This window comes from Azospirillum baldaniorum, assembly GCF_003119195.2.
Lineage (GTDB): Bacteria > Pseudomonadota > Alphaproteobacteria > Azospirillales > Azospirillaceae > Azospirillum > Azospirillum baldaniorum.
The window spans coordinates 80304-96699 of record NZ_CP022261.1 but is presented as its reverse complement, the minus strand read 5'-3'; the positions used below and the strand labels follow the sequence as shown (position 1 = coordinate 96699).

Genomic DNA, 16396 nt, shown 5'->3' with positions numbered 1-16396 from the left:
GCGGGGAAACGCCCGCCAGCCCCCTTTGTACAGAATGTCAGTTGGCCTTATCCACCCGGATGAACATGGAGGCATAGTCCGAAGTGGGTGACAGCCCCAAACCGCGGACCCGGCTCTCCGGACCCTGCTGCGCGACAAGAAGCCAGGGATCGCCGGCAGGGCGGGTCAATGCATCGTGAGCACCAACGTTTTGAGCGTTGATTGCGCCGAGCAGAAGCCGCGGAACGCAGCGAAATGGCTCGGTTCTAAACCGATCCCCTCTCTTCTAAACGGAACCGGTCTGCAAAACGCTGGCCGATCCGGGACGGAAGCCGCGGAAAGCCGGCTTCTAAACTGATCCACCCGACAACGACAAACGACACCTGGGCGGAGGCTGCGAAAATCCGGCCTCTAAGCTGTAGCAGCAAGCCATGACAGACGGCAGCAAACGCTCTATTTAGTATCATCTTTGAACAAAATCGATCGGAATCAATAACTTATCAGAACAGGGATAGAGTGGATGGAGTGCGAAAATCAGAAAAGGAGTCAGCACTTCCCCGATGTTGTCAGGTTGCTGCCGGGGAAGGGAGGGCAGATCTCACCGATGGCATGGTTCTCCGCACCATGCCTGTTCTGAAGGTTCTTCGATCACGCCGACGCATTTCACCGCATATAGGAGTCGCATCCGTCGGGGAGCGCAGCGACACGGAGACAAAAGGAAGGAAACATGAGAGCGACACGACGCGCCGTTCTGTATGGTGTTATGGCCGGGGCCGCCCTGATGACGCCGCGGCGCATCCTGGCACAGAGCGCAGAAACACCGGTTCGACGCATTCCATCCACGGGAGAGGCCATTCCTCCTGTGGGCCTGGGCACCTGGATCACGTTCAACGTCGGCAACGATTCCGAACTGCGCGCGGAATGCGCGGCGGTCATGCAGGCCTTCTTCGAGATGGGGGGCCGGATGATCGACTCCTCGCCCATGTATGGGTCCTCCCAGGCGGTGATCGGGGATGGCCTCCGGACGCTGGGGCACTCCACATCCCTGTTCGCCGCGGACAAGGTCTGGATTTCCTCGGGCACGCGCGGGCCGTCGCAGATCGAGGAGTCGCGCCGCCTGTGGGGTGTGCCGCGCTTCGACCTGCTTCAGGTGCACAACCTGCTGTCCTGGGAGGAGCACCTCAAGACGCTGTTCCTCATGAAGGCAGCAGGTCAGCTCCGCTACGTCGGCATCACGACATCGGAAGGGCGGCGCCACGACCTGTTCGAAGAGATCATGCGGAGGCAGCCTCTCGATTTCGTGCAGCTTACCTACAACATCGTAGACCGCGAAGTGGAGGAGCGCATCCTGCCATTGGCGGCGGACCGCGGGATGGGCGTCATCGTCAACCGTCCGTTTCAGCAGGGCGTGCTGCTCCGCCGGCTGTCGGGCCATCCCCTGCCCTCCTGGGCCGCCGACATCGGAGCTTCCAGCTGGGCGCAGTTCGTCCTGAAGTTCATCATTTCCCATCCCGCCGTGACCGTGGCCATCCCGGCGACCAGCCAGGTCGCGCATGTGCGCGAGAACATGGCCGCGATGACCGGGCCGATGCCCGATACCGCGATGCGACGGCGCATGGCCGATCATGTAAGGGCCCTCTGATGCCGGAATGGTGGACCTATTCGGCCGAAGACTTTTTGCTCTTCAGCCCGCGCACCTACTGGCGGCTGATCGAACGGCACAACGAGGCGCTCTGGCCGGCGCATGTCCTGCTGCTGCTGCTCGGCGCCGCCATTCTTCTGTGGCTCATCCGGCCTCGCCCCTGGTCGCATCGGGTGATCGCAGGAACCCTGACCGTCCTGTGGGTGTGGGTGGCCTGGGGCTTCCTATGGGAACGCTACGCCACCATCAACTGGGCCGCATCCTATGTGGCGCCGCTGTTCGCGCTTCAGGCTGTCCTGATGGCCCTGATCGGGAGCCGGCTCCGCTGGTCGCTCTCATGGGCCGGTCGGGCGCCCGTGGGGCTTGCGCTGTTCTTCTATGCGCTCGCCCTGCACCCGCTTGCGGCGTTCCTCAGCGGACGGTCCCTGCGCGAAGCCGAGGTCTTCGGCATCACACCGGACCCGACTGCGATCGCGACCATCGGGCTGGTCATGATGGCGGATGGACGATGGTCGTGGTTGCTGCTCGCGGTGCCGATGGCGTGGTGCCTCGCCAGTTGGGCGACCCTGCACAGCATGGGCGCACCGGAACAATGGGTGCTTCTTGGGGCGATGCTGGTTGCCCTCGTTCCGGTCGCACGTCGGCGTACGGCCCGACCGGCGTCGGCGGAGCATCCTTGACGGATACCGTCGAGCAAAAGTTCCGGCTTATGCTCGACGGCAGGCGCCGCAACAGCACGCCCTTGTAGGCTCATGCATGCGAAGGCAAGCGGTCGTCCGGCGCGTGGCGACACCTCCCGCCCTTCAAGACGACAACGCACAAAGCCGCGCCGACCCTTGCTGCTGCACAGGAAAACCCGCGGGGTCCACGGATCTCGCGATCCACCAGCCATGCCTAACCCCGCAAGCTCAGAAGCCCCGGTCCCAACAACGTCCCACGACCAAGCATTCTGCAGGACGTGGCACATTGCGACGTCGCAACTCCGCTTTGGCCATCAACGCTCCAGCACCTCCCCGATCAGCCGGTGCAGGCGCCGCAGGCGTTCCATATGCTCATCGTCCAAAGGCACCTCTCGGAAACGCTCGACCTGCTGCTCGAACCGACCGACCACCTGCGAGAAACGCCGCACGGACGATCCTCCGGCATCCGCGTTGCGCGTGACGGACGGTGAAGCGGGCTTCGGTCGGTCGTTTCCACCGGCCTGCGCATCGGCAGGGGGTTTGCCCTCGCCGCCTTTGTCATGAGATGTCGCGGCAGCCTCGAGTTCCAGCTTGGCTGCCCGCAGTTCGCGCACGGTGGCGCCTTCTTGGGCACGCTGCCACAACGCCAGCTGCTGCTCCGTCGGAGCGTCCGCGATTTCGAACAGGACCGACCGTGAAATGGTTCGACCGCTTTGCGTGAAACCGTTGCGGATCTCCGTCGGCAAAGCGTGCACCGCCATCAGACGGCTGACCTCGGCCTTCGAGCGTCCGATCAGCCTTGCGACGTCGGCTTGCGTGGCGCCGTCCTTGCCCAGCAGTTTCGCTATTCCGTCCGCCAGCTCGAAGGGATCGAGATCCTGACGTTGGGTGTTCTCGATCAGCGCGATCTCATCCGGATCGCCTTTCGTGATCACCGCGTAGATCGACGCCCTTCCGGCGAGCCGGCAGGCCCTCCAACGGCGCTCACCCGCCACAATGATGTATTGTTCCGCCCCCTCTCCTTCCCGGACCAATATGGGTTGCAGTTGTCCCTTGGCGCCGATGCTGTCCGCAAGCAGCCGAAGGCCTTCTTCGTCGAACTGCTTGCGCGGCTGATCAGGGTTCGGATGCACCTGCTCCAGAGGCAGTTCCCGAACTTCGGGAAAATCCGACGGCTGGCCGAACAGGGCCGCGACGTTTGGGACCGCTCCGGCAGCGCTCCGGAAGAGTGCGGCGTTCGGCGCGCCGAACTGTTTACGCGGCGGCATGGGCGCCTCCGATGGCCGGCGGTTGACGAAGTTCAATCAAGCTGCCGACGATTTCACGGTATCCGTCGCCGCCGACGATCTTGGGTTCATGCTCGAAGGCCGACCTGCCTTCGAACACCGCTCGGGCAAAGACCGTGGAGCGCGAAATCGGCGAGAAGATCCGGGTGTGCTCGCCGAACTGCTCGCGCAGTAGGCGCAGGCTCTCCGAATCCTGCAGCGTTTGTGAATGCATGGTGGGCAAGACGCCGAAAACGGTCAGGTGCGGGTTCACGCTACGACGCACTTGGGTGATGGTGGTGAGCAGTTGCGGCACGCCCACCAGCGCCAGCATTTCGGTCTGGCAGGGGATGATGACATATTGGGCGGCCGTGAGGGCCGCGATCGTCAACGGCCCCCGATTGGGCGGGCAGTCGATGACGATGAAATCGTATCGCGCGCTGACGTTGACGTCGGGATGCTCCTTGTTGAGCGATGCCTTCAAGCGCATCGTGCCGTACGGTACGGTCAGCAGTTCGATCTCCGCCTCGCCGAGCGTGATCGTCGCCGGCACCACATGCAGAGGCAGTTCGCCGACGGTCTGTGCGACGTCCTCGACGTTCTTCTCGAGGCGCAGCACTTGGTAGAGCGTGGTACCGGCCTTCTCCTGCTTCATGCCGTCGATGCCGAGATGGACCGTCGCGTTGCCCTGGGGATCGGCGTCGATGAGCAGGACCCGATATCCCTCGTTTGCGAGAAGCCATGAGACGTTGACGGCGGTCGTCGTCTTGCCGACTCCCCCCTTCTGGTTCGCGACGGCGAGGACGGTTGCCCCCTGCCCGCTCGTCGCCAGTTCCGTCGCACCGCTGGACAGGAACGTGGAGACGATTTTCGGCACCGGTTCGCGACCGCCTTCCCACCGGCTGATCCGTTGCCGGTCGTAGCTGCGGTGAAGCGCGGCATTGAGATGCTCCGCGAACTGTGCCTGTGTAAGGCCCCGAGCCTCACGATGATGTTTGAGGGATTCTCCGGCTGTCGTCATGACGGCGTTCCCCTGGCCCACGGTTGCTGCTGAGCTTCAGCGTGGCAGGGAGACGGAATACTGTCAACAAAAAGGGTATTCTCAGCGAGAAATGTCTACATCATCGTCAACATCCTATGGAGCGATGGCGTCTGAGACGGACAGCGCCGATTGCTGATGCGGCGCAATCAGACACAGTTGCGATGTCGCAGCCGAGTGCATCCTCGAACACACCAGATGCTTAACGCCAATGCGACGCGCCCGGACACAGTTGCGATGTCGCAACCAGGCCCAAGACGTGTGGGTGCTCGAAACCGCCCAGACCTCCATGCTGAAATCCCCCCTGACCACGCGGGACCTCCGCCGTGGAAGACACGGTGGGAGAAAGGCAGCATGTTCGACCGGTATCGTGGGACGAGGCGTCGCACTGATCCCCTGAGCGGTCTGAACGACCAGCAGCACGAGGCGGCCACGGCGCTGGACGGCGCCTTGCTGGTGCTCGCCGGAGCCGGCACTGGCAAGACGAAAACCTTGACCGCCCGCATCGCCCATCTGATCGCGCAGCGGCGCGCACGCCCCTATCAGGTCCTGGCGCTGACCTTCACCAACGACGCCGCGGAGGTCATGAAGGACCGGCTGTCGGAAATGATCGGCGAGGAACGCGCGAGCCAGATCTGGGTCGGCACCTTTCATTCCATCGCCCGCCGCCTGCTGGCCGAGCGCCCCTGGCTCGCCGGCCTCGCCAAAGGCTTCGAGATCGCCGACGCCGCACAGTCGCGCAGGGCCGTCCGCATCGCGATGGAAGACGCCGGCGTCGAGGGTCACGACGACCGCGACGCCGTGCAGGCCGCCGCGGCCGTCATCGCCACCATGAAGGACGAAGGGATCACGCCCGACGAGGCGTCCGTCGCCGGATGGATCGGAACGAAGTATGGGGGAGATGAGGTTCCGGAGGATGTCGCCACGGCCGCCCAGGTGTACGCGGCGTACCAGGCGATCCTGCGCGAGGACAATCTGGCGGACTTCGGCGATCTGCTGCTGTGGGTGGTCAAGGCGCTGGAGGGCGATGAAAGCTACCGGCGCGACGTCGCGGGCCGCTTCCGGTACATCCACATTGACGAGTACCAGGACACCAACGTCCAGCAGGCGCTGTTCGTTCACTTGCTCGGGCGGGATCACCGCAACGTCTGCGCCGTCGGCGACGATTCCCAGTCGCTGTACGCGTGGCGTGGGGCCGACGTCGGCAACATCCTGGGCTTCCCCGACCAATGGACGCCCTGCCGCATGGTGCGGCTGGAGATCAACTACCGCTCGACACCGGTCATCCTCGCCTGCGCCAACGCCGTGATCGCCAACAACAAGCGCCGCTTCGCCAAGACCTTGCGGCCGGACCCCACCCGCCGCGATGCCGGCCCCCCGGTCCGTGTGGTCGGCGCCGAGTCCCTTGAGGACGCCGCGGACTGGCTTGCCGACGACATCCGCCTGAGGCAGGCCGAGTGCGACGACGAACCCGGAACGCTGGTGCTGTACCGGGCGAACTGGCTGAGCCGGGTCGTCGAGGAGGCCTTGATCGATGCGGACCTCCCCTACACCGTCGTCGGGGATGTCGGGTTCTGGGGCCGTCTCGAGGTCCGCGACGCCCTCGCCTATCTGGCGCTCGCCGTGAATCCCGCCGACGCGGACGCCTGGGAGCGCATCGCGAATTTTCCGCCCCGCGGACTCGGCGACGTTGCCATGGAGCGCATCCGCGCCGCAGCCGGCGCCGGCGATCTGGTGGAGGCTGGGCGTCGCCTTGCCGACGCCGGGATGCTGCGGGGCGTCCAGGCGTCCGGCGCCCGCGCCCTCGCCGACGCCATGGCCGGGTGGCGGGACTCGGCCTCCTCCGGCGGCTTCGCCGACCGCCTTCAAGGCCTTCTCGACGCCGCCGGCTACGAGGAACACTGGCGGGCCGCCGACGATCCGCGCGCGGACGAGCGCCTCGACAACGTGGCGGAGCTGCTGCAGGTGGCCAGGGAGGTCGGCAGTGCCGCCGCGCTGCACGAGCGGGCGCAACGGGCGGCCCAGGCCGAACGCGATGACGCGCCGGTGCGGCTGATGACCGTGCACGCTGCCAAGGGGCTCGAAGACGACGAGGCCTATCTCTTCGGTGTCGACGAGGGCATCTTTCCGTCGGCCCACGCCGTCCGCGCCGAAATGCACGATGGCGGCCGCGGCATCGAGGAGGAACGGAACGGCATGTATGTCGGCATGACCCGTCCGCACGAACGCCTGACGGTCGTCCACACCTCGACGGCCCCGAGCCGCTTCATCGACGAGATCCCCGGACAGGAGACGCTCCGCATCGAGGGACGGAGCTGGAGTCGGATGCGCCGGCGACGCCCGTCGGCCGACGCGCTCGCCGCGGCCCGGACCCTGGCCCGGACCCGGCGCCGGAGCATTCCGGCGGCAGCGCTGAATGACGCGGCGCTGCTCGCCGCCTGGACCTGCGAGGCGAATTCGGCGGCACCGGCGGAGCCCTGACGACCTCCCGGCCGGGGCTCATCGGTGCATCGAAGGGCGTGCTCCGAGCCGGGACGCCTGGAGTGTTGTCGCGCGACGGCGCGTTGACGCACGACCGTGCCCGGTCTATATAGGTGGGGACCTCCGATTTCATGGAAACATGAACGGAAGTCTCCAGCTCAAGGCGCGCCGAGGCCTCGGTCAACTACGCCCGGCGCGCCGCCTGCTGACCTCCCCACCGTCAGTTCGATAGGCGCTTCAGCCCTGCCCGGTCCAGTGCCGCGGCGATGAGATCGTCGGGCGGCCGTTGATGCGGGCCGATCGCCGCCATGAGGGACATGCGATCCCCGGCGGCCAGAGTGCAGACCTGCACGGATTTGCTGTCCCAGCGGCGCTCGGTCTCCTCGTCCGGCACGATCGTGCCTTCCGCCATCAGCACGATGGCTTGGCAGGAGGTGAGGCGGCTGGCGGTCTCCGGCGAACCGTCGATCGTCTTCAAAAGCTGCTTGAGCAAAATGTCGACTCCGAGGACGGGCGAGAGGCATGCGACGTCCGCCGCTCCCGTCCACCGGTCGCTGCGATCGATCCACGGACCAGGCCGCGTCCAGGCCAGAATGACGGCGATGCCCGATGCCCCGAGCGCGACGAAGCCGCGGTTCGATCCGTCGTAGCTGTTGAGTTCCCACACCGCGGTGTTGCAGGCCTGCAGCCCTTCCAGGAAGGGATCCATCCATTCCGGATCGTCGTAGGGAACGTCGGTGGCCAAGGCTGGCCGCTTGCCCTGCGCCTCGCAGATCCGGTCATGCTCCATCTGGGCGGCGGCCGATACGGCGACCACGGCGGTCATGGTTGCCTGTAGCTCGGGATCGACCCGGGCGATGGCGTCCCGCAGCTCGTCACGTTGCCGTTCGTCCGGGACCAGATCGAGGATCGCCGCCAGCTCGGCCACCGACAAGGGAGCGTCAAGATCGGGTGGCCGGTACTCGTCCGCGGGTGCGGGCGGCGGGGCCGGTGGCCGTGGTGACGCTGGGGACCGCTGCGGAGCGCCGGGCGACGCCGGATGGGCCGGGACGACCGCCATCGCCGGCGCCGGCGGCAGAGGCGGCATCACCTTGTCCTCGCTCCGGACAGCCTGGACCGGCGGCGGAGCGGGCAGGGCGGTCCCGAGACCGGCGAAGGGGGAGGGGAGGCCGTCGTCCGCCGGCGTCGGAGCTTCGTCGGCGTGATGCCGCCGGACCCGCCGGTCGAGCCAGTGATCCAGCAAACGCGCGAAGACGGTCGGCAAGGGCAGAGCAACAAGGGTCGCCCAACACCACAGCAGAAGGGCAGGCCAGCTCAGCAGGAACAGGATCTGCGCCGGGGTGTGGAAACGGGCGCCGGCGAGGAAGGCGGCCCACACATAGGCATAGTGGCCGGTGTTCAGGACGTCGAAGCCGCAGCCGATCCACAGCGCCGTTTTGAACGGCCATACCGTCAGCACGAGCCAGAGGAGCCAGCCGACCAGGCGCGAGCTTCCGGTCACGGAGCCACACCGCAGGACGCCCGGGCGAGAGCCCGAAGCTCGTCCGGGCCATGCAGATGGAAGGCGGCCCGAAGGACGCAATGGTCACCCTCGGGATCGAGACGCCAACCGCGCCGCGCCAAAGCGAACAGGCAGCCGCGATCGCCGGCGAGGAGCGCCAGGGCCTGCAGCGACGGCCGGTCCGGCATCGGCGGGTTGACGATGCGGGGAATTCCGGCGGCCGCCGAACGCCATGCCGCAGACGAGATCCGGCCACCGTCCGGCAGTGTTCCCGATGGGCCTCCGGGCTGCCCCGCCAGAAGACCGTCGAGGTCACGGGTCGCGCCCGCGAGAATGCACGCGACGACCTGCCTACGGATCTGCCGCCGCCGGCTCCACATCAGCACCCAGAGCACACCGGTCAGCAGCGTTGCCACCGTAAGACGGCTTTCCGGCATTCGCTGTCCCTTTCCGCAGGCTCGAAACCGAAGTTCAAGGAACGGTACGATCGACCGTTTCCACAAGTCGAGCACCTGCACGATGGCCGAGCGGAAGACCAATGCTCCCTTCCTCATTCTGCCCCTGCTGGCCTTCGCCGCCGGCCTGATCCTGCTCAACGGGGTCCTGGAGCCATCCTGGATCGCATTCTGGATGATCATTCCGGCCATTCTTGCCGTCGTCGCCGCTTCCGGACTGGCGATGGCGTCGGGCTCCGACGCCCCCGTCGACGACGGCATCCCGGCCGATGATGCGGTGGAGCGTGCGACTCCATCGCCGGTGCCCGGGCCGAAGTCATCCGGTTTCTCCCAACGTCTGGTCCGGCGAGGACGTGTCCTCCAACGGGCGGGATTGTGTCTCGCCGGATTCGGGCTGCTGTGGGGCGGCAGCCTCGGCGCTTGCGCGATTCTGCTGGCCCTTCTGGCGGGCATCCTGCACGAAACCGCTGTGCGCCGCCCGCTGCGCCGGCTCACCAGGCGAAAGGCATCCGGGCGTTCGCAATCCCCGGCCTCCTAACACAAGAGCCGCTGTCCGGCGTCGACCGCCGGTTCCGCCGACCGTCGACCAGCCATGCCGAACAACGAGGCGAGCGGATTCAGGTCTTCCGACCGTTTCAGGTACATGCCGGCGAGCATCTGCGCGCGCGATGTTCGGATCTCATGCGCCGGACGATCGCCGGCGACCAGCGCGCACAGCGCCGCCCGGACTTCGCCGTGCCGGTCCACCGCCCGGCTCCACGAGACGTCCGACAGCCCCAGTCGCAGGGCGGCGATTCGCCCGACGATCCGAAGATCGTCCAGGTCGGCGGATTCCGGCCCGGATTTCCCGGTCCGATACTGCGCGAACAAGCTGGCGAAGGTGGGGCTGACGGAAGCGAGCAGGCGTCCGTTCCAGCGTGGAGGAGGCATGGCCGGCTTCTGCGATTCCGGAACGAACGGGAACAGGTCCGGGGACGCTCCGTCGTTCCCGCCCCCCTTCTCCCGGGTGGAGTTAACCACAGACCTGGACGCTACATCACCCGCATAGCCATACAGAATACCATCCTGCGGATGGTCTAAGCTTGTAGTGTTATGTGTCTCGTTACTGGGATGCGCGCATATTGTTTTCTCGTCCAAAGCCTTGGAAACGATGGCTTCGGCAAGCGCTCTGGACCTCGTCTCGACCATCCGGATTTCAGTGTCGATCGCCGCGAGGCGGCCAAGATGCTCGGACTGCTCCTCCTCGTCGACCCTCGCATCGCGGCGCATGATCGTCCTGGCCTCGGCGATCAGCGCGTCCGCGTGCCGTGCGTTGGCGGCCAGCTCGAAGCACTCCGGCTCATCAGGTCCGGCGCCGGCGGCGGATGCGGCATCCTCGTGCTGGTGGGTCAGATCGGCCCGGCAACGGATGCCGGCGACGATGCTGCGCAGCGCCCGGCCGCGCTCGGCCTGGTGCCGGGCGACCTCGACCATGCGCCGATGGAGATCGACCAGGGGGGACAGGTCGAGCCCGTACAGCTCGACGATCCGGCCCGTACTGTCACGAACGGGCTGACGCCGGTTGCCGGGACCGATCTCCAGCTTCAGCGCGGAGGCCGCGCGCAGCCAGGCAAGGTGTCGGTTCACCGTGGCGATCGACAGACCGGTGGCCTGGGCGATCCTCGCGTTGCCCGGCCAGACGACGGGGCGGCCGCCAGGGCGCCAGTCCTCGAGCCTGGTGTGGTCGAGCAGGAAGGCCAGCGTATCGAGAGCGCAGCGGGGGAAGGGCAGGTGACGTCCCGCGGCGCGGAGCGGTTCCAGCAATTGCTTTGGATGGGACAGCGAAGCAGGAAGCCCGCCGAACGAGGCGGCGGCGGCGGCGGCGCGGTAGTCGCCCGCACCGAAGCGCGCCCGGCCGGGAGGGGGCTTTCGGACGAAGGAGGATTCTGGCATGCACATCTCTCCCGTGGCGGGACCTTGTCCCGCGATCGGTGGAGCGCTCGGGCACAGAGGCAGCGTTACCGGAACCGTGAAATTCCAGTTGACGGGCACAAATGGCTGGTGCAGTGTCTAGGGGCTGATTACCTGACACTGCTGCCGGTCATGTGTTCATGTCGGCTCGTCCAAGCCCAGGCTCTCCGGAAGGGGGGCTTGGGCTTAGTCGTTTCTCGTGCGCGTTCGATTGGCCGTTGGCATGTCCTGTCCGATGGCGTGATCGGGCCTGCTGAAGACGCGCGCATGAATCGTCATGCAGACGCGCTGGAGGCGCGACCGTAATCAAAGGGGAGTTTGCGATCGACGAGCAGAGCCGTGGCGGGCGAATGTCAGCACCGCGTGAAACGACGAAGTTTCCGAACTGCCGGAAAACCCTCGATAGCTTCTGAATGGGTTGCTCGGAGGAGAGTGCGACTACACAGTCATTTGGGTTCTCCAACTCTTGCAGCTTCTGGTGACGGTCATCACCCGAATGCAACTATGGACTGGAGTCCCCACACAGCGCAAGCGTAAGAGTCTATTCCGCCATCACCGTCTGGAATCCGCATGATCGGTTTCCCAGTTCAAGCGGAAAGCGCAGCCTGTCCCCCACTCGACAACGCCGTCCGCTCGCGCAAAAGCATTGTTTTCCATCGCGGGCTCGCCGACTGATCATGCTCTTTTTCCTCGAATCGGCCGGACATTTCAAAGACTCGAACCAGCGCAACCGAATCAACGCAATCGAAGGGTTAGAAACCCTCGTGGGAGCGTGGGCGCTGGGGGACCGCTCCGACCAGGAGTCGCGCGCCACGTCCCCCACTTGGTCCCTGCACCTCATAGCGGTGGCACCTGAACGCGCCACCGCCAAGCCCCTCTCGATCGACGCCATGGCATTGAATCACCGCAGGCTGGCCAGGACGCGGACGGGAGCGGCGCCATCCTGAGCGATGGACCCGGCGGACGAATTCGCCTCGGCGGCGGCGATCCGGACGCGCAGATCGGTGTAGCCGGATTGAACGGCGTTGGCGGCGAAGGTGATGGCGGCGACGGCGGCCAGAACGGCAATCGACTTCATGGTCAATCCTTTCAATTTGAGCGGATGAGTGGCGGCTGGCTGTCCCGGTGCATCCTGTTGCACGACGCCGGGCAGCCTGTCTGACATCAACGATGCGCCGCGCCCCCCGCCATTGCAAGAACTTTTTTCGCACTCCCCAAACAAATTATTCGCTTATATTTTAAATAAGCGGCCATTGTCTTTGCTCAATGATGATATTCACATGCGGCATGACAGGACATTACATGAGGTATTCTATTACTCTGCCGATCATCATCATGACATGACGGCGCATATCCTTCCGTCACGATGTATCGACATATCATGCTGACCGTTTCACAGTGGCCCGGCGGTTCGGCCGTTTCTTTGGGGGGGGAGAATGGCGAATACATGAGGCCTCAACGAATGCCGGCGGATGGACGGACAAGGACCGTGACGTGGCTTATGATCAGAGGCCGACTCCGCGTTGCCGGGGCCCGACGGGCGGCAACCGGAAAAGCGACGTCGGCACCCTGCCGGCACCCTTCGGGCACCGACCTGGGGCACCACCGCCTCCGGCACCCTTCGGGCACCGGAGGCGACTGCGGCTATGGTTGGGCCTCAAACCTGCGCTGCCGGTGCCCGGAGGGTGCCAGCAAGCTGAAAGGGAACGCCAAATGCTTGCGGCACCGAACGCAGCGTCCTGCCGGCGGCCTTCGGAACACCGGCAGGACGCGCCATAGGAAATCCGGACGCCCTCGGCACCCTTCGGGCGCCTGCGGGCATTCCTGGGCACCTTCTGGGCACCCAGGAACGGTGCGGGCCGCTGTCACCAAGCAGGCAAGGCATGCGCCGCCGACGCCCAACGGGTGACGGCGGTGCGTGAAACGACTGAGGAGCGGCATGCGTCGCCATGGCCGGTATCGCCGACAGGAACGCGCGCCGCCGATCATGCGCTGCCGGTGCCCGGGAGGGTGCCGGCAGGAAGGATGAACGTCGGGACGGGCGTGCGACGCCGGCGCACCAGCAGACGCATTCACCACCCCCCTTGCAGCACCCTTCGAGCGCCGCGCCGGGGGAACCATCCCCGCCTCCGGCACCCTTCGGGCACCGGAGGCGGGGGCATTGAAGGCGGAGGCAGGCCGGCGGCACCGAAGGCACCGTCGGCCTGTCGGAGCATGCGTGGCCGATGGTCCGTCAGGGACCGTGCGTCGGTGCCCCATCGGCATGCCCGGGCACCACCACGAGGTGTTGGGCCAAGGCGTGGAACGCAACCCGATGGATCGGGGACGCTATCGCCGCAGGGTCGATGCTCTCCGGTCTCCGGGCCGTCATGATGACGGGTCCGGCAAAGCGCTCCACCTCGTTGGTCAAAGCAGCGGATCTGAGCAGATCCCCGTAGCCGGCCGGATAATCCGGCCGAAGCAGCAGAAAATCGGCCGCCTCCACCAGAAGCAATGCGCCGATCCGTTCGGCGCGGTCGATGAACGTCCGGAGATCCTGGTCGCGGAGCGTCCGCACCTGAGACGGCCCCAGTTCCACCACAGGCAGGCCATGGCGGTGGGCCAGGGCGCGCGCGCAGGTGCTCTTTCCGCTGCCGGCCGGACCGAGGAAGAGACAACGAGCAGAGCCGTGAAGCCACCGACGGCTCTCGAACCAGGGCTCAACCGCAGGCACCGTCCGCCAGCGGCTCTCGGACAGTTTGTCCGGCAGGGGCCGCTGGGGGAGGGAGGCGGGATCGTGGAGCGCCAGCAGCCGTTCGGCACGCCCGAACAGCGACACGGCTTCCTCGTCGGTCCGAAGTTTGCGCCATTCCTTCGGCGAATGCCGGATATCGCTGAACTGACGGCCGAGATCGCCGAACGCCAACCGGTCCATCGACGTCGCCGCCCCGGCGCCGATCAGATCGCCCAGGCGGATGATCTCGGCGGCGAGATCGAGACTGGAGCGGCAATCCGCAAGGTCACCCATGCACGGCGGCTCGGCTGCGGCGCCGGAAGAATGCAGCGTCATCCTGCGGGGATCTCCTGGCCATTGGACGCGGGACGCCGAAACGGCAGCGCCCCCTCACCCCGATCATGCCGATGGCCCGGCCGGCCGGTCGAGCACGCCCATGAACGCCGTCGGCGACCTCGACCCGATGCCGCTACCTGGGCCGGCCGTTCGTGGAGGCTCGAATTGACGGCTTACCACCCGGTACCGTCGTGTGGAGCACACGCACGACGGAGACTCACAGGGCATGACCGACGGACTTCTCACCGAGGAGGAGGCACACACCGCAATCGCGGAGGACATTCTCGGCGCTGTCGAGCGCAACGCCGCCGGGGAGTGGGTCATGCCTTGGGCCGGCTTTTCCGCCCGCCCGACCAACGCGTTCTCCGGCCGCCCCTTCAAGGGACAGAACACGCTCGCTCTGTGGGCGGCTGCGCGACGGAACGGCTACACGGCTCACCTCTGGGCGTCCCCGGAGGCATGGGAGCGGAACGGCGGCGCCATCCGGACCGGCGAAACCGGCACCCTCATCCTGGTCCCGATCTTCGATGAGGAGGCTCCGGCGGCGGCCTGGACCCGTGAGACGCCGGGCATCGCCAAAAAGCTTGGTCCCATCGGTGGGGATGCCCTGGGCGGCCAGCTCCGTCCGATGATCGGCTTCGAACGCCAGCGGTGGTTCAACGTTCACCAGGTCGACAATGTGCCGATCGCGCCGCCGGCGGTGCCGTCACCAACACAAGCCGCCCTGAAGCTGGAGGATGCGCTGCTGTCCTGGCGGCCTCTGCCGGACGATCCCGTCGGCGGCCCCGCCCTCATCGAGGGGGGAGTCCGGGCGTTCTGGAACCCGGCGACCGACCGGGTCAACATGCCGCCGAAGGCCGCCTTCCAACCGCGCGGCGGGCTGAGCGGCTACGAATATTACGTGCTGACTTTCGCCCATGAATGCACGCACGCCACCGGGTCGGCATCCCGCCTTCGCCGCGACACGCTGCTCAACTACGGCAAGGGCAACAACCGCCCGAAGGAGGAGCTGGTGGCGGAGATCGGCGCGGCCTTCCTCTGCGCACAATTCGGCCTGCCGGCCCAACTTCTTTCCCACAACACGGCCTACATCGCGAGCTGGATGCAGCATCTCGGGACCCGCGGCAAACGGAAGAGCTTCTTCTGGGCGGTGGGGCAGGCGGAAAACGCCTGCGCCTACATCCTCCGCCGTGCCGGCGGCGGCGGCCATCGGCCTTTGGCCACCGCGGGAGCGTGACGGATGGAGAACGGAATCCGCAGTCGGGAACGCAGCACCTTGCCGCCCGCCTTCCTTCAGTTGGCCGCTCAGGTGACGGAAACGGTTTTGCGCAGCCATCCCGGACTGGAGATCGGCACCTCGCCTGACAGCCGGATCGTCCGACTGACCCACGGTCCTCGGGCGCTTCCGCCGCCACCGCCGGCCGCTTGCGAGGGCGGGATGGCTCTCCACCTCGTCGACGTCGTTCTGCGAATGAACGGCGAGGACGCGCTCTACGGGATCGCCAATCTCGGCTGGCACAGATCCGCCCAGGACGTCCTCGACAGCGCCGTGGAGCATCTCCTCCAGAGCCTGCCCGTCCGGTTCGCCGGACCGGACGATTCGGTCGTGCAGCGGCGCATCGTCGGGCGGATCGATCTCTGCGACTGCTGCTACGGGACCGGGCGTCACCCCGTGTTCCAGCCGGACCGGCCGCCGGAGGCGTGCCTGCTGTGTTCGGGGACCGGCGAGAAGATCGTGCCCGACGACGTCTGGCGGTCGTTCCTGCGCAGCATGAGGCATGGGCACCATGATCCGGTCGGGGGAGACGCGCCCACGCCGGTGCTCGAATGGCCGGGATGAGGAGCGGCATGCTGGTCGGCATGCGTTTTCCACCAGCGGAGTTGTCCTCATGACCGTCTCCACCTTTCCGATCGGACAGGCTTCACCGGTGTCGGCCGGCTTCTTCACCGGCCTTCCGCCTTCGGTCGAGACGGCGGCCCGTGCCGCCCATGCCCGCGCCTACGCGTCCGGCCGCACCCTCGGAGTGGATGAGGCCCATTGGAGGATCAAGGCCGAGCATTTCATCGCCGGCGTCGTGCTGCTGGCCGCGGAACGAAGCGACCGCGATGCCGGCGATGCGGACAACGGTCGGATCGCCGCGCTGATCGAGGGCATCGCGTCCGGCGCTTACGGCCTCGACGACCTCATCAAAGAAGGGCAAGCCCTTTCCTATTCCAAGACCGTGATCGATGGCCTTCAGCATGTCCTGCTGTTGCCGCTCGGTGAACGGTCCGCGGTCATCGCCACCGCCATCTTCGCGTTGAAACACTCCTCCCATGGTGGAGGCCATGCGCCGGCGGCGGCATAGCTCTGCC

General features: G+C 66.4%; 14 protein-coding genes. 7 read left to right on the top strand and 7 right to left on the bottom strand.

The window, feature by feature from the left end:
* The first annotated feature begins 706 nt into the window (after positions 1–706).
* Entirely contained in the window at positions 707–1621 is a 915-nt protein-coding gene (locus Sp245p_RS31015; RefSeq protein ID WP_173400361.1) for an aldo/keto reductase, read from the top strand.
* Positions 1621–2301, top strand: coding sequence for a DUF6064 family protein (locus tag Sp245p_RS31010; RefSeq protein WP_014242637.1), 681 nt, complete (start codon positions 1621–1623; stop codon positions 2299–2301). The genes Sp245p_RS31015 and Sp245p_RS31010 overlap by 1 nt, the downstream gene beginning before the upstream one ends.
* Before the next feature lie 314 nt (positions 2302–2615).
* On the opposite strand, the gene Sp245p_RS31005 is transcribed toward Sp245p_RS31010, so the two are convergent.
* Both Sp245p_RS31005 and Sp245p_RS31000 read right to left on the bottom strand, forming a co-directional pair.
* The gene (locus Sp245p_RS31005) at positions 2616–3569 is read right to left on the bottom strand and encodes a ParB/RepB/Spo0J family partition protein (protein ID WP_014242636.1); all 954 of its coding nucleotides are present in this window, start codon (positions 3567–3569) and stop codon (positions 2616–2618) included.
* Positions 3556–4587 carry an AAA family ATPase gene (locus Sp245p_RS31000; RefSeq protein ID WP_041814736.1) on the bottom strand — a complete coding sequence of 344 codons (1032 nt, stop codon included), beginning with the start codon at positions 4585–4587 and terminating at the stop codon, positions 3556–3558. Before Sp245p_RS31000 ends, Sp245p_RS31005 begins: the two co-directional genes overlap by 14 nt.
* A gap of 372 nt (positions 4588–4959) precedes the next feature.
* Here Sp245p_RS31000 and Sp245p_RS30995 point away from each other — a divergent pair, with 372 nt between their 5' ends.
* A complete protein-coding gene (locus Sp245p_RS30995) occupies positions 4960–7086 on the top strand; it encodes an ATP-dependent helicase (protein ID WP_014242634.1) in 2127 nt (708 codons plus the stop codon).
* Positions 7087–7306: 220 nt separating this feature from the next.
* On the opposite strand, the gene Sp245p_RS30990 is transcribed toward Sp245p_RS30995, so the two are convergent.
* On the bottom strand, positions 7307–8587 hold the full coding sequence (locus Sp245p_RS30990; protein WP_014242633.1) for a hypothetical protein: 1281 nt from the start codon (positions 8585–8587) through the stop codon (positions 7307–7309).
* Complete coding sequence (locus Sp245p_RS30985) at positions 8584–9126, bottom strand: hypothetical protein (RefSeq protein ID WP_129557278.1); 543 nt, start codon at positions 9124–9126, stop codon at positions 8584–8586. Before Sp245p_RS30985 ends, Sp245p_RS30990 begins: the two co-directional genes overlap by 4 nt.
* On the opposite strand from Sp245p_RS30985, the gene Sp245p_RS30980 reads away from it, so the two are divergent.
* The gene (locus Sp245p_RS30980; RefSeq protein WP_014242632.1) at positions 9107–9580 is read left to right on the top strand and encodes a hypothetical protein; all 474 of its coding nucleotides are present in this window, start codon (positions 9107–9109) and stop codon (positions 9578–9580) included. The genes Sp245p_RS30985 and Sp245p_RS30980 overlap by 20 nt on opposite strands.
* On the opposite strand, the gene Sp245p_RS30975 is transcribed toward Sp245p_RS30980, so the two are convergent.
* The 3 genes from Sp245p_RS30975 to Sp245p_RS30970 form a co-directional block, all read right to left on the bottom strand.
* The gene (locus Sp245p_RS30975; protein WP_014242631.1) at positions 9577–10974 is read right to left on the bottom strand and encodes a helix-turn-helix domain-containing protein; all 1398 of its coding nucleotides are present in this window, start codon (positions 10972–10974) and stop codon (positions 9577–9579) included. The genes Sp245p_RS30980 and Sp245p_RS30975 overlap by 4 nt on opposite strands.
* Before the next feature lie 919 nt (positions 10975–11893).
* Positions 11894–12070 (bottom strand): hypothetical protein, encoded by a 177-nt coding sequence (locus tag Sp245p_RS35280; protein WP_014242629.1) that lies wholly within the window; start codon positions 12068–12070, stop codon positions 11894–11896.
* A 1155-nt stretch (positions 12071–13225) separates the two neighbouring features.
* Positions 13226–14041, bottom strand: coding sequence for an AAA family ATPase (locus Sp245p_RS30970; RefSeq protein ID WP_014242628.1), 816 nt, complete (start codon positions 14039–14041; stop codon positions 13226–13228).
* A 226-nt stretch (positions 14042–14267) separates the two neighbouring features.
* On the opposite strand from Sp245p_RS30970, the gene Sp245p_RS30965 reads away from it, so the two are divergent.
* The 3 genes from Sp245p_RS30965 to Sp245p_RS30955 all read left to right on the top strand — a co-directional run bounded on the left by Sp245p_RS30965 (position 14268) and on the right by Sp245p_RS30955 (position 16389).
* Positions 14268–15278, top strand: a complete 1011-nt coding sequence (locus Sp245p_RS30965; protein WP_014242627.1) for a zincin-like metallopeptidase domain-containing protein — start codon at positions 14268–14270, stop codon at positions 15276–15278.
* Positions 15279–15479: 201 nt separating this feature from the next.
* Positions 15480–15881 carry a hypothetical protein gene (locus Sp245p_RS30960; RefSeq protein ID WP_129557277.1) on the top strand — a complete coding sequence of 134 codons (402 nt, stop codon included), beginning with the start codon at positions 15480–15482 and terminating at the stop codon, positions 15879–15881.
* Between the two features lie 49 nt (positions 15882–15930).
* A complete protein-coding gene (locus Sp245p_RS30955; RefSeq protein WP_014242625.1) occupies positions 15931–16389 on the top strand; it encodes a hypothetical protein in 459 nt (152 codons plus the stop codon).
* Positions 16390–16396 lie beyond the last annotated feature (7 nt).

Bases quoted from the DNA above. Each gene is read 5' to 3' on its own strand.
- Sp245p_RS31015 (WP_173400361.1), top strand. From the start codon at position 707: ATGAGAGCGACACGACGCGCCGTTCTGTATGGTGTTATGGCCGGGGCC.
- Sp245p_RS31010 (WP_014242637.1), top strand. From the start codon at position 1,621: ATGCCGGAATGGTGGACCTATTCGGCCGAAGACTTTTTGCTCTTCAGC.
- Sp245p_RS31005 (WP_014242636.1), bottom strand. From the start codon at position 3,569: ATGCCGCCGCGTAAACAGTTCGGCGCGCCGAACGCCGCACTCTTCCGG.
- Sp245p_RS31000 (WP_041814736.1), bottom strand. From the start codon at position 4,587: ATGACGACAGCCGGAGAATCCCTCAAACATCATCGTGAGGCTCGGGGC.
- Sp245p_RS30995 (WP_014242634.1), top strand. From the start codon at position 4,960: ATGTTCGACCGGTATCGTGGGACGAGGCGTCGCACTGATCCCCTGAGC.
- Sp245p_RS30980 (WP_014242632.1), top strand. From the start codon at position 9,107: ATGGCCGAGCGGAAGACCAATGCTCCCTTCCTCATTCTGCCCCTGCTG.
- Sp245p_RS30975 (WP_014242631.1), bottom strand. From the start codon at position 10,974: ATGCCAGAATCCTCCTTCGTCCGAAAGCCCCCTCCCGGCCGGGCGCGC.
- Sp245p_RS35280 (WP_014242629.1), bottom strand. From the start codon at position 12,070: ATGAAGTCGATTGCCGTTCTGGCCGCCGTCGCCGCCATCACCTTCGCC.
- Sp245p_RS30970 (WP_014242628.1), bottom strand. From the start codon at position 14,041: ATGACGCTGCATTCTTCCGGCGCCGCAGCCGAGCCGCCGTGCATGGGT.
- Sp245p_RS30965 (WP_014242627.1), top strand. From the start codon at position 14,268: ATGACCGACGGACTTCTCACCGAGGAGGAGGCACACACCGCAATCGCG.
- Sp245p_RS30960 (WP_129557277.1), top strand. From the start codon at position 15,480: ATGGCTCTCCACCTCGTCGACGTCGTTCTGCGAATGAACGGCGAGGAC.
- Sp245p_RS30955 (WP_014242625.1), top strand. From the start codon at position 15,931: ATGACCGTCTCCACCTTTCCGATCGGACAGGCTTCACCGGTGTCGGCC.